Raw genomic sequence first — 18,911 nt, forward strand, 5'->3', positions numbered from 1 at the left:
TCAAAAAAGAAATCCTTTTTCATGTTACCGTTTTATATAATTGCCGCAAAAGAAATGCAGCTTGAGTCCACATCCACTCAAGCTGCATTCTGTAATTAACCTTCATGTTTATCTTTTATATAAAACTTTTATAACCGCTTTTCTCACTTTTGAGCCTGCTACACTCTGACAATTAGGTCGGTGAATATCCCACGGGTAAAATACTGCATAACTGCCTGCAGTCACTTTTAGATATGTTTCATTTGTCACTGACTCATAAAAATACAAATCCCTTTCGGGAATTTGCTCCTGCAGCTTGCCAGCCTGACTGTGATCAGCGTACCCGATCAGTTCTTCCCCTTCAATAATGAATTGAATATCAATATATTCTTTATGAGCTTCAGGCCTTCTGTCTTGCGGAGGCTCTACTGTATACGTCGATACTATTACATAGTTATGCTCATCAATTTCATGCCGGCCATCAGGAATGTTTGTCCAGTCAGAATGACAAATATACTCCAGCCCTGCATGTAAATTTTCAGTTAGTATCGCCTTATCTGCCTCTTTATTAGCGATCCGGCTAAAAAACATAGTTTTCCCTCCCTTAATAGACCCTGGCTGGTACAATTCACGCCTCACAGTAGTCGCGTACTACCCGCCATATTGTATGTATTTCATTGCATTATCCTTCCTTTATTCCATAAATGAAATACATCATAGTTGAACAAGCTAAAGGATAAATCGTTACGTTATCTATTCTGTACACACTGACGAACTCCTTTGAGAAGCATCGGTCTTTGCCAAAAATGTGTTATACTGAAATAATAAGTCACTCTTGGAGAAAGGAACGAATACCTATGTTAACTGATGAGCTTATTCGTCTCCAAGCAGCTACAAGTTCTGCTTATACTAAGGGATGCCAGTATTACCTCGATAGGCATGTCCGTAAATTACGCCTGCTCAGTGATTATACCTTTGAGGCCAGAGTGCTTGGCCGGGAGCTTTACACCGCTTACATAAATTTTAATGACGATCAGGAAGTTCAGCAATTCAAATGTGACTGCCCGGCATTTTATAGCGACAATGGCGCCTGCAAACATATCATTGCCGCTTTGAAAACGCTCCAGCGGGACTGGTCGATATATTTCGGCTTAGAAAAGCAGCTTCCCTTAACCCGGGCTACAGAAGAAATGCTAACATTTTTTCAGCGCAACGCATTAGCCACGCTTGAACCTACTGCTTCGCAGCAAGTAACACTTCGGCCCACCTATGGCTTCAGCGTCACATCCTATCAAAAAATAAGCTGGCTCGAATTTATGATTGGCACAGAACGAATGTATGTTGTGCGAGATATTCCTCAACTTATGGCCGCACTTGACAGCGGTCAGGAATTAATTTATGGAAAAAGTTTTACGTTACGCCCGCAAGAGGCATCGTTTGACCCTTTTTCACAGTCCTTACTTGCTATTTTACAACATGCTTACCAAGAGGAAAAACAACGCTCTTCCTGGGGCTATCAATACGGTGCTGCCACTTCCGCATTCGCTGAAGCACGCCGGTTTCGACTTACTAACACTAACCTGCTGCGTTTTTTTGATGCTGTAGGGAAACAGCCATTTGCCGCTCAATTCAATAATACAAGCTTTCCCGCTATCTGTATTCACGATGGACGGCCATCGCTTACCATGGCAGTACAGGCAATCGACGGCGGTTTGCTGGTTTCTGCCGACTTAGCTGGATCAGCCATCTATGGACTTGACGCCGATTTCTCTTATCTTTTTCACGAGCAAAAGCTATATCACGTCGATTCTTTATTTGCCAGTCATATGAAACCACTGATTAATTGCTTCCAGGAGGTCAAAAAACCGGAAATCCGCATCCCCTCTGCTGCGGTATCCGATTTTGTTACTACCGTACTGCCTGCGCTTGAGTCCCTTATCCCGGTACAGGTAGATGCCGCAGTTCAAGAACAATTTTATCACGAACCTCTGGAAAAGCTGATTTATTTTGATCGATTCGGGGACGGCATGAGTGCCCGAATTGAATTCCGCTATGGCGATATTGTTATTAACCCTTTAGCTGCACCTGTGCTGCAGCAGCCAGATGCCAATGGTAAATGGGTTGTAAGGTCCACTCTGGAAGAAAGTCGCTTGCTCAGCCTGTTTAAACGGTATGGATTTACTGACGCAGCGGGGAAACTGGTTCAGTCTGATGAAGATGCCATTTATACTTTTTTGCAGCAAGCTCTCCCTGAGCTGCGCAGTACTGCTGAAATCTTCTATGCCGATGACTTTAAGCATATGAAATTATCCAGTACAGGCAAAATCACCGCCGGTATCCGGTTAAACGCTGATAGCACTATGCTGGAGTTCTCCCTTCATCATGAAGGTACTTCTCCGAAAGAACTGCTTGCCCTCTTGGCTTCATACAAGTTAAAGAAGCGCTATCACCGCCTGCAGGATGGCTCGTTCATCTCGCTTGACGCACCGGATTTTCAGACAGCCGCCAAATTAATTGATCAACTTGGCCTGCGTTCTTCAGACCTTGAAAAACAAACCGTTGAATTACCCAAGTACCGGGCGCTTTACTTGGACAGCCTCGCACGGGAAAGCGAAGACTTTCAAATTGAACGCAACCGGTCCTTCAAAAAAATGGTTCAAGATATTCGCGAACCCCAGGATGTTGAATACAACTTGCCCCAAGGTATTCAGGGAAAACTGCGTGATTACCAGAAAACCGGCTTTAAATGGTTAAAATCACTTGCCAGCTATGGTCTGGGCGGAATTTTGGCCGATGATATGGGGCTGGGCAAAACGTTACAGGTGCTTACCTTCCTTTTGTCTGAGAAAGAAACTGCTCCTGGACCATCCATTGTAATTGCACCAACCTCTTTAGTTTACAATTGGCAGGATGAAGTGGCTAAATTCGCTCCTGATCTCAAAATCATCGTGGTGGCAGGCCAGCAAAGTAATCGGGTAGAGCAATTGCAGGGACTTGAGCAGGCTGATCTGATTGTAACTTCCTATGGCTTGATAAAGCGGGATATATCTCTATACGAACAAAAAAAATTCAAGTATTGTTTTCTTGATGAAGCACAGCATGTTAAAAATCCTAATACCCTGAATGCAAAAGCGGTAAAAAGGATCAAGGCGTTAAGTTACTTTGCCTTAACCGGTACTCCCATTGAAAATACCTTAACCGAATTGTGGTCCATATTTGACTTTGTTATGCCTGGCTATTTACGCAGCCACAAAGCATTTACCAGCCGCTTTGAAATCCCTATCGTGAAAAATGACGATACTATTGCTCGTCAGGAGTTAGCCCGCCATATAAGGCCCTTTATTTTACGGCGCATGAAAAAGACTGTTCTTAAAGAATTACCCGAAAAAATTGAAAGTAAAATGGTCAGCGAAATGACCGGTGAGCAAGCTAAACTCTATGAGGCCTGGCTATTACAAGCTCGCAGCGAATTAGAAACTGAACTGAACACAAGCGGCTTTGAAAAAAGTCAGATAAAAATTCTCTCCCTGCTTACCAGACTGCGTCAAATTTGCTGTCATCCTTCCTTATTTATTGAAAATTATCAAGGCGGCAGCGGCAAGCTGGAAGCACTCCAGGAAATTATTAAAGATGCCATTAGCGGCGGCCACCGTATTCTATTGTTTTCTCAGTTTACCGGTATGCTCCATCTAATTAGACAAGTATTGACTGAGCTTGATATATCTTTTCATTATTTGGATGGTGCCACTAAAGCAGAAGAGCGCATTCGTTTAGTCCATGCCTTTAACGCAGGTGACAAAAACGTTTTTCTCATCTCCCTCAAAGCAGGTGGAACAGGCCTAAACCTGACAGGTGCTGACATGGTTATTCATTATGACCCTTGGTGGAATCCGGCTGTTGAGGAACAGGCAACTGACCGGGCTTACCGTATCGGTCAGAATAATTCCGTTCAAGTCTACAAGTTAATCACCAAGGATACCATTGAAGAAAAGATTTACCTTCTGCAGCAAAAAAAGAAAGAATTAATTGATACACTCATAGAACCGGGAGAAACTCTTGTAACAAAATTAACGGAAGCTGAAATCCGGGAACTATTCATGTAATAAACACAAAGCCTGCAGGAAAACGACTGCTGTCGTCTAACAAAATAAGTAGAACAAAAGGTATTCAAATTAGGAGGTAGCATTATGTACGAAAAAGAAGTCATTGATTTGGTGCGCTCAGGAGTAGCATTCATGGGCAGTGTTGATGATAACCGCCCTCGGGTGCGGCCCATGAAGCCTTATATTGATGGAGACGGACATATTTGGCTGTTCAGCCGCTATGACTCCCAAAAAATATCGGCCTTACAATCCAATCCAAGAGTTGAATTGTGTTTGATGGGAAAAGATCAGGAAGTATTGAGTATCTATGGACGTCTCAAAGATGATACCAAGCCAGGATCACCGGTTTTCAGAGCTCTGCGGGACCTGATGGTAGCTGAAATACCGGATATGAAGCATTACTTTGCCGACAAAGACGAAAACAGCTTAGTGATTTACCGTCTGGTCGTACATGAAATTCGCTATATGCGCCCTGATTGCCAATTAACAACCCGCGTTAACTTGCCAATGGAGCACGATCCGGATATTGACCTGGCCATGTGTCAGGGAGGCTTTTGTTTGATGTAACAACAAAATAAGAGGGCTGTCGCACTATCAAATATAGTGCGACAGCCCTCTCATAGCAGGAGGGGAAAGCCCGGTTCCGTCCTTTTGTCATTGCCACAAAAGGACCAAAAAGTCTAGGCCTAATCTTCCAATAGCCTTAGAAAATTGCCGGATTACTAAAATTCGTAAACTCGTTTTCGCTCAAACAGTACGAATTTCTTAACGTAATCCGGCAATTTTCCATCCTTCGGACCGGCTATTTCCAGAAGGGCCAAAAGAGGAGAGAAATAGTTACGAAAGAACGTAAGTCCCGTATCCTCTCCGTTCCTTGTTTTAGTCCCGTCGACCGTTACTGAAATTGCCGTCCCGCAGGGTGAAAACAGGCCTTTCTTGCGTAAAGAAATTCCGACTGTTTGAGCGCAGCGAGTTTCGGAATTTCAGCAAGGAACCTGTTTTCAAGGCCATTTCTGTACAGGTCTTGATTTTTTGGTACTTTTGTATCAAGACAAAAGTACATTACTGTGCATTCTCCTCTTATTCCTATATTTACTTAGATATTTCTGGCGTGATGAGCAATATAGGCATCAAGCTGGTTCCGTGTAGGATACCCTTCCACATCGCCTCTTACAGTGATTGCCAGCGAACCAATAGCATTTCCCCTAACAACGGCATCAGCCAGCGGCAACCCCTCTAGCAAGCCGGAAAGAACGCCAACGGCAAATCCGTCACCGGCACCGACTGTATCAATAACACGATTAACCCGAAACCCCTTTTGGTAGCCTCTTTCACAGGTTTCATCCTGATTATCTGTCGAATAATAGGCCCCATCAGGTCCATTCTTCATAATTACGTATTTATTCCCCAGCTTATGAAAAGAATCAGCCACCTTGTCCCATTCTGCCGTACCTAACAGCAGTTCAGCCTCTGCAATTCCCGGTAAAATGAGATCACTCATTCCAGCAATCTTAAGAAGCGTTTCCCGGGCAGCATCTTTTGACCATAGCTGCAGACGAATATTAGGGTCAAATGAAATTAATAAGCCTTTTTCTTTTGCAATGGTAATTGCCGCAAACAGAGTATCCTGGCAAGAAGAGCTAAGCGCCGGAAAAATACCGGTAACATGGAGCAGCTTGGCATCAGCAAAGTAATCGGCTTTTAATACTTCCGGTGTCATTTTACTGGCCGCTGAGCCGCGCCGGTAATATAACACCAACGGATCGCCAATTTCATTTAACTCCTTAACTAATAACCCCGTAGGATATTCAACTGAAAAAGAAACCTGCGAAGTATCAACACCCTCTCCTCTGATGGTATTACGAATATAAGTTCCGAACGGATCTTGACCAAGTGCGCTCAACCAGCCTACACTGTGGCCGATTCTGGCAAGCCCAATTGCTACATTAGACTCGGCACCCGCAATTTTTCGGCTATAGTTAGTTACAAACTGCAGCGAATCACTTTGATCGGCAACCATCATAACCATACTTTCACCTAGCGTTAGTATGTCAGGCATCGTATTCACCTCGTATATCCTATTGCTATTTACTGTTGCCTTTACAATTCCCCTCATATTAAAAAAATCCTGCGATTTTTTTGTGACTTTACTTCTGAAATATCGCCAAGTCCTTGACTTCCCAGCTTCACTAAAATAGCCAGAACGAAAACTGGCAGGAGGTGACCCACTAATGAATAAAACGGTATTAATCGTCGATGACGAATTGCGTATGCGAAAACTGGTTGCAGACTTTCTCCTACGGGAGGGCTATGCAATTCTGGAAGCAGCGGATGGACGGGCCGCTTTGGATATTCTCGCCAGAGAAAAGGTAGATTTGGTCATTCTTGATGTCATGATGCCTGAACATGATGGCTGGACAGTATGCAGGGAAATACGAAAAAAATCCGCTATTCCGGTCATCATGCTTACTGCCAAAGGAGAGGAAATTGATCAACTGTTCGCTTTTGAAATAGGTGCTGACGAATATATTACCAAGCCGTTCAGTCCTAAAATTTTAACAGCAAGGGTAAATGCTATTTTTCGCCGTCATGAAAGAGATAGGGCCTTCTCCTTTGGCGGGTTGGAAATCGATACTACCGCGAGGCAGGCTTCAATTGACGGAAAAACACTTGATTTGAGCCCAAAGGAATATGAATTGCTCATTTATTTAACCGACAACCGCGGCAGTGCGCTCAGTCGCCAGCAAATTCTAGATAAAGTATGGAACTACGATTATTTCGGTGACCTTCGTACAGTAGATACTCATATTAACCGGCTTCGCACCAAATTAAATCATAAAAGCGGCCTTATTCAAACCATACGGGGTTATGGCTATCGCTTTGAGGCGGACAAATGAGAGTATCCATTCGCACAAGACTATTCTTAAGCCTCACTGCCCTCGTATTGTTTTTTGTCTGTCTTTCCTTAATTTTGACATTATTGGGCTTAGAAAAGTTTTATATTTGGCAAAAGAAAAATATTCTCGTAGCTACCAGCCAAACCGTTGATGAAATGTATCCGGGAAATCCGGAAGAAATATCACTTGAGTTAGAACGAATCGGCAACAGGCTAGGTGCAGGCATCGTGATTTTCACTAAAGACGGCTATGTCAAATACAGCTCCTTTGGCCGCATCTTTAATCAGCGTCTCATGGAGCGCTTGCCCGGTATGCTCCATCATCCTCCCAGTGCTGTTCCCCCTGATCATCCCCGCCAAGGATCGTTTCGCTTGCCAAATATTCCTTTATCGTCGCTAAGAGAGCAAGAAATCATCAGCCCCCAAACAATGCTTGAAATGCAGCAGGACCGTGATTTAAAAATTGATTTCATTGTTCTTAAGCATCAGTTAAATAATGAAGATATTTTGCTGATCAGGCAGCCGCTGGCCCCTATGTCAGAGAGTGCAGAGGCTACTGCGCATTTTATTGCTTTTACCGGCTTGCTTTCCCTGCTTGCCGGCTGCATTTGGGCCTTCTTTTTTGCAAGGAAATTTACTCAGCCTGTACTGGAGCTCAATCGTCTCGCTCAAAGCATGGCTCAGCTTGATTTCTCGCAGAAATATACCGTAAATCGCAGCGACGAAATTGGTGAGCTTGGCCAGAATATTAATCACTTATCGGATCAGCTCGATACTGCTATAACCGATCTCAATTCCAAAAACAAGCAGCTGCTGGCAGACGTGGAAAAAGAGCGTAAGTTGGACAAAATGCGCAAAGATTTTATTTCCAGTGTTTCTCATGAATTAAAAACACCGCTCTCCCTTTTGTTGGGCTATGCAGAAGGTTTAAAAGAAAATGTCATTCACGATGAAGCAAGTAAAAATTACTATTGTTCCGTCATTATTGATGAGGCCGAAAAGATGGATAAGCTAATTAAAGATTTATTAAATTTATCCCAAATCGAATCTGGTTTCTATCAGCTTAACCGGACTGACTTTAATCTTTCTCTCTTGCTTGATGATATTTTGCTGAAATATCAAACGGTATTACACGACAAAGGGATCGCTCTAGAGGTTACCAAAGAAGCGGAGATCCTTATTAATGGCGATTCACTTCGAATTGAACAGATCATCCTCAATCTGCTGAACAATGCTATTGATCATACCGAATTTACCAAATCAATTAAAATCTATATTACACCTGTAGCTGATAAGCTCCGCTTTTTTATCTATAATTCGGGAAAGCCTATACCAGAAGACAGCCAGGAAAAAATTTGGACTAGCTTTTACAAAATCGATAAAGCCCGCACAAGAGAATATGGTGGTTATGGGCTGGGCTTATCTATCGTACGGGTGCTCCAGGAATTGCACGGCAATACCTACGGCAGTATCAACATGGCCGGGGGTGTCGCATTCTGGTTTGATTTAACAAAAGCTGAAAATAATTAATATGTTTAAATTTTTGTAACAAAACTGTAACAATTCTCCTGCATAATAACAATCAGAACACAATATTTCTCAGGAGAGTGAAATACATGAAAACAAGAATGTCAAAAAAAGTAGTTAGTGGAATTGCAATAGGCTGCCTGCTTCTTTCCCTTGGTGGCTTAGTACTTGCAAAGGAAGCAAAGCAAACAGGCGATACAAGACAGCAAACAGCCCAGACCTGCAGACCCAATCATGGTGGTATGGAGCAGCATTTCAACAGCAGCCTTGCTGCTCTGGTGCAAAACGGTACCATTAGTCAGCAGCAGTCTGATAAAATTGCTAATTTCTTTCGTGAAAAAAGAGCCGAACACCGTGCCAACAGAGAAGAAATGAAAAATGCCAGTCCCGACGAGAGGGCCGAAAAATTCCAGCAGTTCAAAAAAAACCATGAGCAAATGGCTAAAGAATTATCATCAGCTGCCGGCCTGACTGAAACACAGACTAAAGCTGTACTGGAGGCTCTTCGCCCGCCACAAATGCATGAAAAAATGGGAGAACGCATGACTGGCAAACTTAGTGAATTAGTCAGCCAGGGTAGTATAACACAGGAACAATCGGATAAGCTTCTCTCCTTTTTTAAGGAAAAACACACCCAGCGCCAAGCCGAGTTTGAAAAATTAAAAGGCATGACAGAAGATGAACGTAAAGCTTATTTTGAGCAAAAACATCATGACCGCCCCGATTTGGCCGCTGAGTTAGCCGCTGCCGGTGATTTGTCTGAGGATCAGGCGAAATTAGTTGCTGATGCCCTTCGCCCTGAGCACGGCCCCAAACGTGGTCCCCATTGTGCTCCCGATCAAAAATAATACGATAACGCAAAAACGCTTAAGCATTGCTGCTTAAGCGTTTTTGCGTTATCGTCACCTTATTATTTGCGAGACTCTGCAACAAATTTATCTGTATTGTGTACTTTTTTGTTGTGTCTGCATAGATTGTAATAGAACCAGCAATCAGCAAAAAGGAGGAGAAAAGTGCATATGGGATTCTTTGATGACATATGTAATAGACATTGGTGCGAGGAGCTAGAGTGTAGCTGCGGAATTAATGTCGTATTATTTACAGCTGACGGCTTCGCCTTCTTCGGGTTATTAGACCGTGTAGAAGATGGTATCGTTATTTTGCTTCCGGCTGCAGGGGAAAATGAGGTTTTCATATTAACTCCTGGCGGCGACATAGTTACAGAAGAGTTATCGTATATCGATGTTTGCACGATCGTTGCATTATCGAAAAATGTAGTTGAAAACCCATTTGAGGAAGATGACTGCGAAAGAGGAGGGAAATAAAGGTGAGCGACGAATTAGTAAATCGCGACTTTAACTGCCGTCTTCTTCATGTTTTACGGAGATTAGAAGGCGAAGAAGGCGTAAATATCAGAACAGTAGGCCTGTTTCAATTTAATGCCGAAGGGCGCCTGGCCCGCGTAGAAGACCGGTTAGCATTGCTTACAGATGTAGCAGTATTTCCGCCCGGCTTAGACTACTCCTTCCAATTAAGTAATGTTACAGTTAATCTGTGCGCTATTACTTCTATTGGTCAGGGCTGCTAATAACAAAAGCTCCGTAATTTCTCGGAAACTTCGTACGATCCTATTCATTTATCATGCGTATAGTATACACAAGATAACATATATCCCTATTGCAGGAGCCTGTTGAATGATCAACGGGTTCTTGTTTTTTACTAACCTGCCGTTAAATAATTAAACCTTGTATTGACTGTACACTGAACAATGTCTATAATAATACTCAAGCATAGTTGTGTGTACACAAAATACATCGATGTAATAAATGTACACGAGACCGTTACTTGCTCTGTTCGGTCTTAACCAAGTAGTACAGGTGCAGCGCTGCACTACACCGCGGAGATACCTCCGGTGGAAGGTCGTACTTTGCGACTTTCTGCCGGAGTTTATTTTTTTAAATGGCTTGAAACTCTACTTTATTTATGCAGGATATGCCTGCTACCGCTTAGTATTACCTGTTAGGAGGGGTTAAAATTGGTAAAAGAATTTTCATTGGGGTTTGGTGATAAAGAACTGAAAGTCACCTTGCCGGAAGAACAAGTCATCAATGTGGTTGAAGGTAAGCCAGCCAATGCCATTAGCGATATTGCCGCAGCAGTAAAAGAGGCACTGGCTAATCCCATTGACTCGCCGCCATTAAAAGAGGTGGTAACTCCAGGCGATACAGTTGCTATTATTGCCAGTGATATTACTCGCCAGTGGATTAAACATGATCAGTTCCTGCCGGTACTACTTGATGAATTAAACGCAGCAGGCATACCGGACAGTGCTATTAAACTGGTTGTTGCCCTTGGAGCCCATCGACACCATACTGATCAGGAAAATATATTAGTATATGGTCAGGAAACAGTCAGTCGCATTGAAATCGTACAAAGTCATGCTCCAACGGAAGAGGACTTCGTCTATGTTGGCAAAACCTCGCGCGGTGTCGACACCTACTTCAATAAGCATGTCGTTAATGCAGATAAAGTTATTCTGACAGGCGGAATTGTCTATCATCTGATGGCCGGTTTCGGCGGCGGCCGCAAGGCGGTTATGCCTGGTATATCAGGATACGCAACCATTCAAGGCAATCATAGTTTCTGCCTCCATGATGTAGTTGGGCAGGGCGTTAGTCCGCACTGTATCTCCGGTAAACTGGAAGGCAATAACATGCATGAAGACATGACAGAAATGGCCGAATTATTAAAACCAGCATTTCTACTAAATGTTGTTTTCAATGCAGAAGGAAAGTTCTCGCGGTTTGTAGCTGGTCATTGGTATACTGCATGGCTGGAAGGCACCCGCACAGTTGAGCGTATTTTCGGCGTTCCCATTACCGCGAAAGCAGATTTGGTTATTGCCTCAGCCGGTGGTTTCCCTAAAGACATTAATCTGTATCAAGGCTCTAAAACAATTGATAATGCCTTCATGGCCACCAAAGAAGATGGAGTTATTATTCTGCTTTTAGAGTGCCGTGATATTATGGAGCCGCCTGACTTCAGCAGCTGGTTCAACTACGAGTCATTATACGACCGGGAAGTTGCACTTCGCGAAGGCTTTACTGTTCCTGGTTTTATTGCTGTAAAATGCGGTCTGATGGCCAAGCAAATCCCCCATATCGTTGTAACTCTTCCCGAAAACAAAGCCTTTATTGAAAAGGCAGGGATGATCGCCGTAACGACCATGGAAGAAGCGATGGCGATAGCCGAAGAAAAGCTGGGCCGCAAAGATTACACAATAACCGTTATGGCTCATGCCGCAAATACCGTACCCATTCTGCAAGACTAGTATTGCAGTGATTCACAATAAAAACAGCTCAGAAATAGAATCCGTTCTATTTCTGAGCTGTTTTTTATTTGCTTATAACGAACTGTACAAAAACTCTTTTCCCTTTTCCGTCAGTACAAGTCCATTTCTCCCCCGGCTTACAATAACGAATTGCCGCTCTTCCAATAATGCGATATAATGGCGCATTGCGCTTTCTGGTATGTTCAACTGATTTGCCAAGGACCTGCGCCCAATAGGCTTGTAACCATTATTGGCGCTGGCAATCAACAATAGTATTTCCCGAATAGCAGGATTCGCTTTTTGACGATGATTACAACCAGAATAGTCAGCTAGTAATTCTTCCGGCAGCAATTGCTCGTCCGGGCTCTCTTGAGGGGAAAGGCTGACCAGATGCTCCACTACATTCTGCAATTCCCGGATATTACCAGGCCAGTTGTATGCCGTAAGATAGGGAGCAATAAACTGAAAGTATTCTTCCACCTTCAACGCAGGATACGATTTGCAATATTCACGATAAAAACTACTTGCCAGAACGAGAATATCCGGTTTTCTCTCTCTGAGAGGCGGAAGTTTAATTGGCAAAACCTTTAACCGATAATATAAATCCTCTCTAAACTTCCCCTGGTGAATGAGTGCTTTCAAATCAACATTAGTAGCCGATATTACTCGCACATCAACGGGAATAATCTGAGAACTGCCAATACGACGGACCTGCTTTTCCTGAAGAACTCTCAGCAGCTTAACCTGAAACGATAAAGGCGCATCACCGATTTCATCTAGAAAGATAGTGCCTTTATGCGCTTGCTCAAATAATCCAGGCGCTCCGCCTTTTCTGGCACCAGTAAAAGCACCTTCACTATATCCAAATAATTCACTTTCCAGCAGGCTCTCGGTAAGTGCTGCAAAGTTCACTGCAATAAAGGGTCCCTTTCTTCGTGATGATACATTATGAATGCCCTGAGCAAATAACTCTTTGCCTGTTCCGCTTTCGCCTTGAATCAAAATCGGCGATTCTGAGTTTCCTAATTTGCGTGCTAATTGTTTTGCTCGTTGAATTTCTTCACTTTCACCAATAATTTGATCTAATGTATAACGGGCAAAATTTTGCTGCCGAACCAAATTCCGCCTTAATTCTTCTTCCATTCTTTGAATTTCCGTTACATCTTTAAAAGTATAGATTCTGCCGCCAGAGCTATCCCCCTGCATCAGAGAGGCTGCCGTCACAATCCACTGCCGGTTATCGATTTTGATAATCTGTTCTTTGTCAGCCTCCTTGGAAAACAGCCTGAAACTGTTTTTATCCATTTGCTTTGGATTTAGTTTTTTACCAACAATTTCAGCGCTGCTTAAGTTTAAGAGCTGCGCGGCAATAGCGTTCACTACCGTAACATGATTTTTTTCATCAAAGGCGATGATACCGTCATGAACTCTATTAATAATGACTTGCAGTTGATTCTGCATTTGACTATGTCTATCGGCCATCTGCCGGGTTTGCTTGATGAACTCAATGATTTCTCTAACATAATTAGCCGATAGCAAATTGGCCGTATCATCTAATAAGGAAAAAGCTCCTAAAATTTCTACCAGTGTTGTAAAATCAATATTCCTGTGCCCAATATCCACGATATTCTCAACAAAGTCCGGAACAAGCTCCTCTTGCCCGGTAGTAACAGCTGTTTTTAAGCGAGGATACAGCTTAGCATCAGGGGCACAAGGATAGTAGTTAATGTGATTTATCCCCAGCGTCTCCAGCAGCAGGATTGTTTCTACCGTCGTTGTCAGCAAATCACTCACTAATAGTACTTCTGAACCTGCCGGAATCGTAAAAAGACGCTCTATTTCGTGGTAATTAATCGACCGCCTTGCAACAATCACCGGACATCCGGGGTCAATATATTGCTGTGCCTCGTGATAAATCTGCTGACTAGTGATCACAACAAGATCTTCCCCGCTCAACAATTTGATATTGCCTTCTAAGTAGTATCCGGTAACGGTAACTTTATCTTTTAATAGGTTTTGCAATTGTCTGGTCAGCGCCTTGGAAGTATTTTGACGTTTGGAAATAAGCGCAAGCTTTCTCACTAGTTCATCCTCCATTACCGGTCCTATTATACTTCAATCGGTATAAAAGGGATGAAAAGGGATTCCCTTTTCATCCCTTTTATGTTTATTTTACAGGTAAAACAACAAATAATCCAGGCATTATTACAATAACACACACAAACGGCCACTGGCACAATACTTGCATACTCATGTAGTGGATTAACAATAAAACTTTAAGGAGGATAACAAATTGAAGACTAATGAACCAAATCACGAGCCCCAGTCGAACTCCCCCGTTCCTTTATCTGGTTACATTATTTTAGTAGTTGCTATTCTAATTTTTTCCGGTATCTTTGCTAGCTCTAAAGGGTGGATTACTGTCTTTGATTTTGATACCCTCAACGGCAAATTTGGTACTATGAAAGATGCCGCAAAAGCAACATTCGTCGGCAGCGGAGGCTTTGGAGCCAAGGACGGATTCATGTTTGCACTAAGCCTTGTTCCGGGCGTCATGCTGGCTTTAGGTATTATTGAAGTAGTTGAGCATCTTGGTGGACTAAAAGCGGCTCAAAAGCTGCTTTCTCCCATATTGCGTCCCATTCTTGGTATTCCTGGCATTACTGGTGTTGCCTTAATATCCAGCTTACAAAGCACCGACGCCGGTGCCGGTATGACCCGTGCTCTCTATGAAAACGGCCAGATAACAGAAAAAGAGCGGCTCATTTTCTCAGCCTTTCAATTTACTGCTGGCGGAACTGTTACCAACTATCTAAGCTCCGGCTCTGCACTCTTTGCCTTTCTTACAGTACCTACCATGTGGCCTTTAGTTGTTCTTTTTCTAATGAAAATTTTTGGTGCCAATATCATGCGTTTCTACTTAATTACTGTTGATCGGAGGAGTGCAGCTAATGAACGATAAAACAATCATTGACGTATTTGTTGACGGTGCTAAAAAAGGCTGGAATATGGGGGTAAATAACATCATCCCTAACGTCCTAATGGCCTATGTCTGTATTCACATCTTGCAGATAACGGGTTTGCTCACAATGCTCGGCAATTTATTTACACCCGTTATGGCGATTTTTGGTCTCCCTGGTCAGTCAGTTATGGTCCTCTTCAGTGCTATGATGTCTATGGGTGGAGCTGTCGGAGTTGCCCACGGTCTCTATACTAACGGAATTCTTACCGGCACTCATATTACGATTCTCATCCCTGCTATCTATCTTCTCGGTTCAAAAATTCAATATTTTGGCCGACTGCTTGGCACCGTTGGCATACCCGCCAAATATTATCCCGGACTGTTGGCTATATCAGTATTAAATGCCGCTGTAGCTATGTTGCTTATGCGCTTTATTGCCTAACGAATTCTAGGAGGTCTCAGCATGACAATATTACAAACAAGAGTACAGGAAATCTGGACTATACTCCATGCCATGCCGGAAGTTGGCTTTGCTGAAATAAAGACATCGGCCTATTTAGCTGCACAGCTCGAGGCAGCGGGATATCAAGTTAAAACCGGTGTGGGTAAAACTGGAGTAATTGGAACATTAACCGGAGCAGAGCCGGGTCCTACACTAGCCTTGCGAGCTGACATGGACGCTCTGGCCCATATGGTAGATAATCAAGAATGTGCCATTCACTCCTGCGGTCATGATGCTCATTCGGCAATTGTTCTGACAGTTGCCGAAGAGATTGCTCATAAGGGCATTAGCAAAGGGACATTGAAAATAATATTTCAACCAGCAGAAGAAAAATTATTTGGCGCTATCCGCATGATAGAAGATGGGGCTATTGATGATGTTGATATTCTACTGGGCCTGCATTTACGCCCCATTCAGGAGGCCACCCTTGGTCAGGCTACTCCCGCTTTGTATCACGGTGCCAGTTATGTCATGGAAGCTACGCTGCGTGGCGCTGCCGCGCATGGGGCAAGACCGCACCTTGGCATTAATGCAATTGATGGTGCAGCAGCTGCCGTTCAGGCCATTAATGCCATCCGCGTAAATCCCGTCATCCCTTCTTCAGTAAAGGTCACTAAGCTTCATGCCGGGGGACCTGCTTCTAATGCCATTCCCGAACAAGCTTTATTAACAGTTGATCTTAGGGCACAGGATAATGCAACCATGAACGAACTGCTGAAAAAAACAGCGCAGGCCATAGAAGCGGGAGCTGCCACTGTTGGCTGTCAGGCAACAGTAAACGTGCTTGGTGGCTGCCCTGCTGCTGAGTACAGTCCGCCTATCATTACTCTGGCAAAAGAAGCCATTGGTCATGTCCTGGGCTGTGACGGACTGCTTGCCCCCATTACTACCCCTGGCGGTGAAGATTTTCACTTTTATGTTAAGCATAAGCCAACGCTGCAAGTCGGCTACATTGGCTTAGGAGCTGATCTAACTCCTGGACTCCATCATCCGGCAATGACCTTTAACAAAGACTGCCTGCCTGGTGGAGTAAATATTCTCCTGTATATGGTCGATAAGCTGCTGGGGATAAATAAATCGCGTTAAAACCGTGTCAACGGACTCCCCATGACATAAAAATGAAGGGCTGCGTGGAACTCATCCACACAGCCCTTCGTTTTATCCCACTTTTCTCCCGCCTAAATAAGCTTCCATTACTCTGGGGTCATTCGCAATATCTTCAGCTTTGCCATGTAAAACAACGCGTCCGGTTTCCATGACATAGGCATAATGCGCAATTTTAATGGCTTGGCGAACATTTTGCTCTACTAACAGTATTGTTGTACCATCACCGTTGATTTCCTGAATGACCTTAAAGATATCAGCTACTACCAACGGCGCCAGTCCCATAGAAGGCTCATCCAAAAGCAACAGTTTTGGTCTCGCCATTAAAGCTCTGCCGATTGCCAGCATTTGCTGCTGTCCTCCGGAAAGAGTTCCGCCTAGTTGCTGCTTGCGCTCCTCTAAGATCGGGAACCGGTTAAATACTTTGCGAATATCGTCCTGGATAGCATTGTCATTACGCTGAAAAGCTCCCATTTCCAGATTTTCCAGCACCGTCATCTGTGAAAGAATGCTGCGCCCTTCGGGAACAAGCGATATTCCTTTATTCACGATTTTATGCACCGGCAGACCAGTTATGCTTTCACCTTGAAATTCTATTTTCCCTGACGCAGGCTTAATTAGCCCCATAATTGTTTTCATGGTAGTAGTCTTACCGGCGCCGTTGGCGCCGATAAGCGATACGATAGAGCCGGCAGGAACGGATATATCGACAGTCTTCAATGCTGTAATGCTGCCATAACCGGCAACAAGCTGACTAATAGTAAGCATATTACGCATCCTCCTTTCCCAAATAGGCTTCAATCACTTCGGGATTCTCCTGTATATCTGCCGGTATTCCTTCCGCGATCTTGCGGCCAAAATTTAAAACAACCAGCCTTTCGCAAATACTCATCATCAGATGCATATCATGTTCAATGAGAATGACGGACTTGCCCAGCTGTTGAATCCTGGTAATAAGCAGCCGCAAATCATCTGTTTCGCTTTCATTCATTCCAGCCGCAGGTTCATCCAGCAAAATAAGCTCAGGATCAGTAGCCAATGCTCTGGCAATCTCCAAACGTCGCTGCTTACCATAAGATAGAGCTCCTGCCACTGTATTTATTTCATCACCGATTCCAGTTAACTGCAGCATATGAATTGCTTTATCCCGAATCGCTCTTTCTTCGCTGCGCTGTTTTGAGGTTCTCCACAGCCCTTGCCACAAACCGGCATGTGTCCGGCAATGAGCACCGATCATAACATTTTCCAAAACGCTCATGTGCCCGAACAACCGGATATTTTGAAAAGTGCGGGCTATACCAAGCTCAGTGATCTTGTGCGGCTTAATGCCCGTAATAGGCTGATCCCGGTAATAGACAGCACCGGTACTAGGTACCAGCACACCGGTAATAAGGTTAAACAATGTTGTTTTACCGGCTCCGTTCGGACCGATAACCCCAAGAATTTCTCCCGGTTTAACATCAAAACTGATTCCTGCTAAAGCAGCCAAGCCACCAAAATTCTTACTTACCTTCTCAAGCTTCAGCATCATCTGCAGGCCTCCTTGAAGCTTCAGTCTTTACAGACCCAACATGTGAACCAGTCAGTTTAGACCGCCAAAAACGGATTGTGTCTTCACTGATAAGTCCTTGCGGCCTGAATATCATCATCACAACTAAAATTGCACCATAAATCATTTCGCGGTATTCTGCAACCGAACGCAGCAATTCAGGAAGAGATGTTAAAATAACCGATCCGAGGAGCGGCCCCCAAACCACATTACTACCGCCAAAAACAGCAAACAGTAGAATTTCTACTGCGCGGTGATAGGAAAAGTCTTTGGGACCAATGTAGAAGGTAAGATGCGCTGCCAAACCACCCGCTATCCCAGCAACAAATGCACCGATAAAAAAAGCCAGCAGCTTATAATATACCGTATTCACGCCTGTTACCTCGGCAGCATGTTCATCTTCCTTAATTGCCGCAAAAGCCCGGCCAATGCGCGAGCTGCGCAGTCTGAGTGAGAAAAACACAAGAAATATGACAATAAGCAAGAGCAAGATAATCACCGCAATATTACTTACTTGCTGCAAGGTAAGCCCCAGTGTTCCCTGCCCCAGGCCAGCGGCAGAGAGTTGTTTTCCGATCAGAGCGCTTAAAGAAGGGATACCGGAAAGTCCTAATGCGCCATTTGTTATCTTCATATTGAGAATAATAACCCGCACCACTTCACCAAAACCAAGTGTAGCAATCGCCAGATATATGCCCTGAAGCCGGGTCGTAGGTATACCAATCACGGCAGCAAGCAGACAGGCGGCAATACCGCCTACTGGTATTGCGAGAAATATAGGCAGCCCCATTTTTAGGGACAACAATGCTGATGTATAGGCACCAACACTCATGAATCCGGCATTTCCCAAAGACAGCTGGCCCGTAGACAGCGTCAGGTAAATGCTAATGCCAAGTATGGCATTAATAAGCATAAACATGGCAATCTGTAGGTAATAGGGGTTTAGTAAAGCTTCCAT

Annotated in this window: 17 protein-coding genes; 11 read left to right on the plus strand and 6 right to left on the minus strand. The window is 43.9% G+C overall.

Annotated features, from left to right (window positions below; all coding sequences use genetic code 11):
• Positions 1-108: 108 nt before the first annotated feature.
• On the minus strand, positions 109-570 hold the full coding sequence (locus tag RTR76_RS15730) for a YhcH/YjgK/YiaL family protein (protein WP_312522301.1): 462 nt from the start codon (positions 568-570) through the stop codon (positions 109-111).
• Positions 571-836: 266 nt separating this feature from the next.
• On the opposite strand from RTR76_RS15730, the gene RTR76_RS15735 reads away from it, so the two are divergent.
• Both RTR76_RS15735 and RTR76_RS15740 read left to right on the plus strand, forming a co-directional pair.
• Entirely contained in the window at positions 837-4,082 is a 3,246-nt protein-coding gene (locus RTR76_RS15735) for a DEAD/DEAH box helicase (RefSeq protein ID WP_312522303.1), read from the plus strand.
• 84 nt (positions 4,083-4,166) lie between these two features.
• Positions 4,167-4,649, plus strand: a complete 483-nt coding sequence (locus tag RTR76_RS15740; protein ID WP_312522304.1) for a pyridoxamine 5'-phosphate oxidase family protein — start codon at positions 4,167-4,169, stop codon at positions 4,647-4,649.
• Between the two features lie 529 nt (positions 4,650-5,178).
• Here RTR76_RS15740 and RTR76_RS15745 read toward each other — a convergent pair.
• Entirely contained in the window at positions 5,179-6,141 is a 963-nt protein-coding gene (locus RTR76_RS15745) for a sugar kinase (RefSeq protein ID WP_312522306.1), read from the minus strand.
• Between the two features lie 172 nt (positions 6,142-6,313).
• Here RTR76_RS15745 and RTR76_RS15750 point away from each other — a divergent pair, with 172 nt between their 5' ends.
• The 6 genes from RTR76_RS15750 (at position 6,314) to larA (ending at position 11,836) form a co-directional block, all read left to right on the plus strand.
• Positions 6,314-6,979: a response regulator transcription factor gene (locus RTR76_RS15750; RefSeq protein ID WP_312522307.1), complete on the plus strand. Its 666-nt coding sequence runs from the start codon at positions 6,314-6,316 to the stop codon at positions 6,977-6,979.
• Complete coding sequence (locus tag RTR76_RS15755; RefSeq protein WP_312522308.1) at positions 6,976-8,508, plus strand: ATP-binding protein; 1,533 nt, start codon at positions 6,976-6,978, stop codon at positions 8,506-8,508. The genes RTR76_RS15750 and RTR76_RS15755 overlap by 4 nt, the downstream gene beginning before the upstream one ends.
• Before the next feature lie 86 nt (positions 8,509-8,594).
• Positions 8,595-9,353, plus strand: coding sequence for a hypothetical protein (locus tag RTR76_RS15760; protein ID WP_312522310.1), 759 nt, complete (start codon positions 8,595-8,597; stop codon positions 9,351-9,353).
• A gap of 171 nt (positions 9,354-9,524) precedes the next feature.
• Positions 9,525-9,830, plus strand: coding sequence for a hypothetical protein (locus tag RTR76_RS15765; RefSeq protein WP_312522313.1), 306 nt, complete (start codon positions 9,525-9,527; stop codon positions 9,828-9,830).
• Positions 9,831-9,832: 2 nt separating this feature from the next.
• Complete coding sequence (locus RTR76_RS15770; protein WP_312522315.1) at positions 9,833-10,093, plus strand: hypothetical protein; 261 nt, start codon at positions 9,833-9,835, stop codon at positions 10,091-10,093.
• Between the two features lie 447 nt (positions 10,094-10,540).
• Positions 10,541-11,836: a nickel-dependent lactate racemase gene (gene larA, locus RTR76_RS15775; RefSeq protein ID WP_312522317.1), complete on the plus strand. Its 1,296-nt coding sequence runs from the start codon at positions 10,541-10,543 to the stop codon at positions 11,834-11,836.
• A 72-nt stretch (positions 11,837-11,908) separates the two neighbouring features.
• Here the strand turns inward: larA and RTR76_RS15780 are convergent, their stop codons facing one another.
• Entirely contained in the window at positions 11,909-13,918 is a 2,010-nt protein-coding gene (locus tag RTR76_RS15780) for a sigma 54-interacting transcriptional regulator (protein ID WP_312522319.1), read from the minus strand.
• A gap of 211 nt (positions 13,919-14,129) precedes the next feature.
• Between RTR76_RS15780 and RTR76_RS15785 the strand changes: the two genes are divergently transcribed.
• Genes RTR76_RS15785 through RTR76_RS15795 form a run of 3 tightly spaced genes read left to right on the plus strand, consistent with a single transcriptional unit; the run spans position 14,130 to position 16,386 of the window.
• Complete coding sequence (locus RTR76_RS15785) at positions 14,130-14,798, plus strand: nucleoside recognition domain-containing protein (protein WP_312522321.1); 669 nt, start codon at positions 14,130-14,132, stop codon at positions 14,796-14,798.
• Positions 14,788-15,240: a YjiG family protein gene (locus RTR76_RS15790; RefSeq protein ID WP_312522323.1), complete on the plus strand. Its 453-nt coding sequence runs from the start codon at positions 14,788-14,790 to the stop codon at positions 15,238-15,240. Before RTR76_RS15785 ends, RTR76_RS15790 begins: the two co-directional genes overlap by 11 nt.
• A gap of 21 nt (positions 15,241-15,261) precedes the next feature.
• Complete coding sequence (locus RTR76_RS15795; RefSeq protein WP_312522327.1) at positions 15,262-16,386, plus strand: amidohydrolase; 1,125 nt, start codon at positions 15,262-15,264, stop codon at positions 16,384-16,386.
• A 72-nt stretch (positions 16,387-16,458) separates the two neighbouring features.
• On the opposite strand, the gene RTR76_RS15800 is transcribed toward RTR76_RS15795, so the two are convergent.
• The 3 genes from RTR76_RS15800 to RTR76_RS15810 are packed head-to-tail and all read right to left on the minus strand — an operon-like array spanning position 16,459 to position 18,911.
• Positions 16,459-17,172: an ABC transporter ATP-binding protein gene (locus RTR76_RS15800; RefSeq protein WP_312522340.1), complete on the minus strand. Its 714-nt coding sequence runs from the start codon at positions 17,170-17,172 to the stop codon at positions 16,459-16,461.
• A gap of 1 nt (position 17,173) precedes the next feature.
• Positions 17,174-17,935, minus strand: coding sequence for an ABC transporter ATP-binding protein (locus tag RTR76_RS15805; RefSeq protein ID WP_312522355.1), 762 nt, complete (start codon positions 17,933-17,935; stop codon positions 17,174-17,176).
• Positions 17,919-18,911, minus strand: coding sequence for a branched-chain amino acid ABC transporter permease (locus tag RTR76_RS15810; RefSeq protein WP_312522366.1), 993 nt, complete (start codon positions 18,909-18,911; stop codon positions 17,919-17,921). The genes RTR76_RS15805 and RTR76_RS15810 overlap by 17 nt, the downstream gene beginning before the upstream one ends.

The organism is Anaerospora sp. (assembly GCF_032013335.1).
Classification (GTDB): Bacteria; Bacillota; Negativicutes; order Sporomusales; family DSM-15969; genus Anaerospora.

Bases quoted from the DNA above. Each gene is read 5' to 3' on its own strand.
- RTR76_RS15730 (WP_312522301.1), bottom strand. From the start codon at position 570: ATGTTTTTTAGCCGGATCGCTAATAAAGAGGCAGATAAGGCGATACTA.
- RTR76_RS15735 (WP_312522303.1), top strand. From the start codon at position 837: ATGTTAACTGATGAGCTTATTCGTCTCCAAGCAGCTACAAGTTCTGCT.
- RTR76_RS15740 (WP_312522304.1), top strand. From the start codon at position 4,167: ATGTACGAAAAAGAAGTCATTGATTTGGTGCGCTCAGGAGTAGCATTC.
- RTR76_RS15745 (WP_312522306.1), bottom strand. From the start codon at position 6,141: ATGCCTGACATACTAACGCTAGGTGAAAGTATGGTTATGATGGTTGCC.
- RTR76_RS15750 (WP_312522307.1), top strand. From the start codon at position 6,314: ATGAATAAAACGGTATTAATCGTCGATGACGAATTGCGTATGCGAAAA.
- RTR76_RS15755 (WP_312522308.1), top strand. From the start codon at position 6,976: ATGAGAGTATCCATTCGCACAAGACTATTCTTAAGCCTCACTGCCCTC.
- RTR76_RS15760 (WP_312522310.1), top strand. From the start codon at position 8,595: ATGAAAACAAGAATGTCAAAAAAAGTAGTTAGTGGAATTGCAATAGGC.
- RTR76_RS15765 (WP_312522313.1), top strand. From the start codon at position 9,525: ATGGGATTCTTTGATGACATATGTAATAGACATTGGTGCGAGGAGCTA.
- RTR76_RS15790 (WP_312522323.1), top strand. From the start codon at position 14,788: ATGAACGATAAAACAATCATTGACGTATTTGTTGACGGTGCTAAAAAA.
- RTR76_RS15795 (WP_312522327.1), top strand. From the start codon at position 15,262: ATGACAATATTACAAACAAGAGTACAGGAAATCTGGACTATACTCCAT.
- RTR76_RS15800 (WP_312522340.1), bottom strand. From the start codon at position 17,172: ATGCTTACTATTAGTCAGCTTGTTGCCGGTTATGGCAGCATTACAGCA.
- RTR76_RS15805 (WP_312522355.1), bottom strand. From the start codon at position 17,935: ATGATGCTGAAGCTTGAGAAGGTAAGTAAGAATTTTGGTGGCTTGGCT.
- RTR76_RS15810 (WP_312522366.1), bottom strand. From the start codon at position 18,911: ATGGAAGCTTTACTAAACCCCTATTACCTACAGATTGCCATGTTTATG.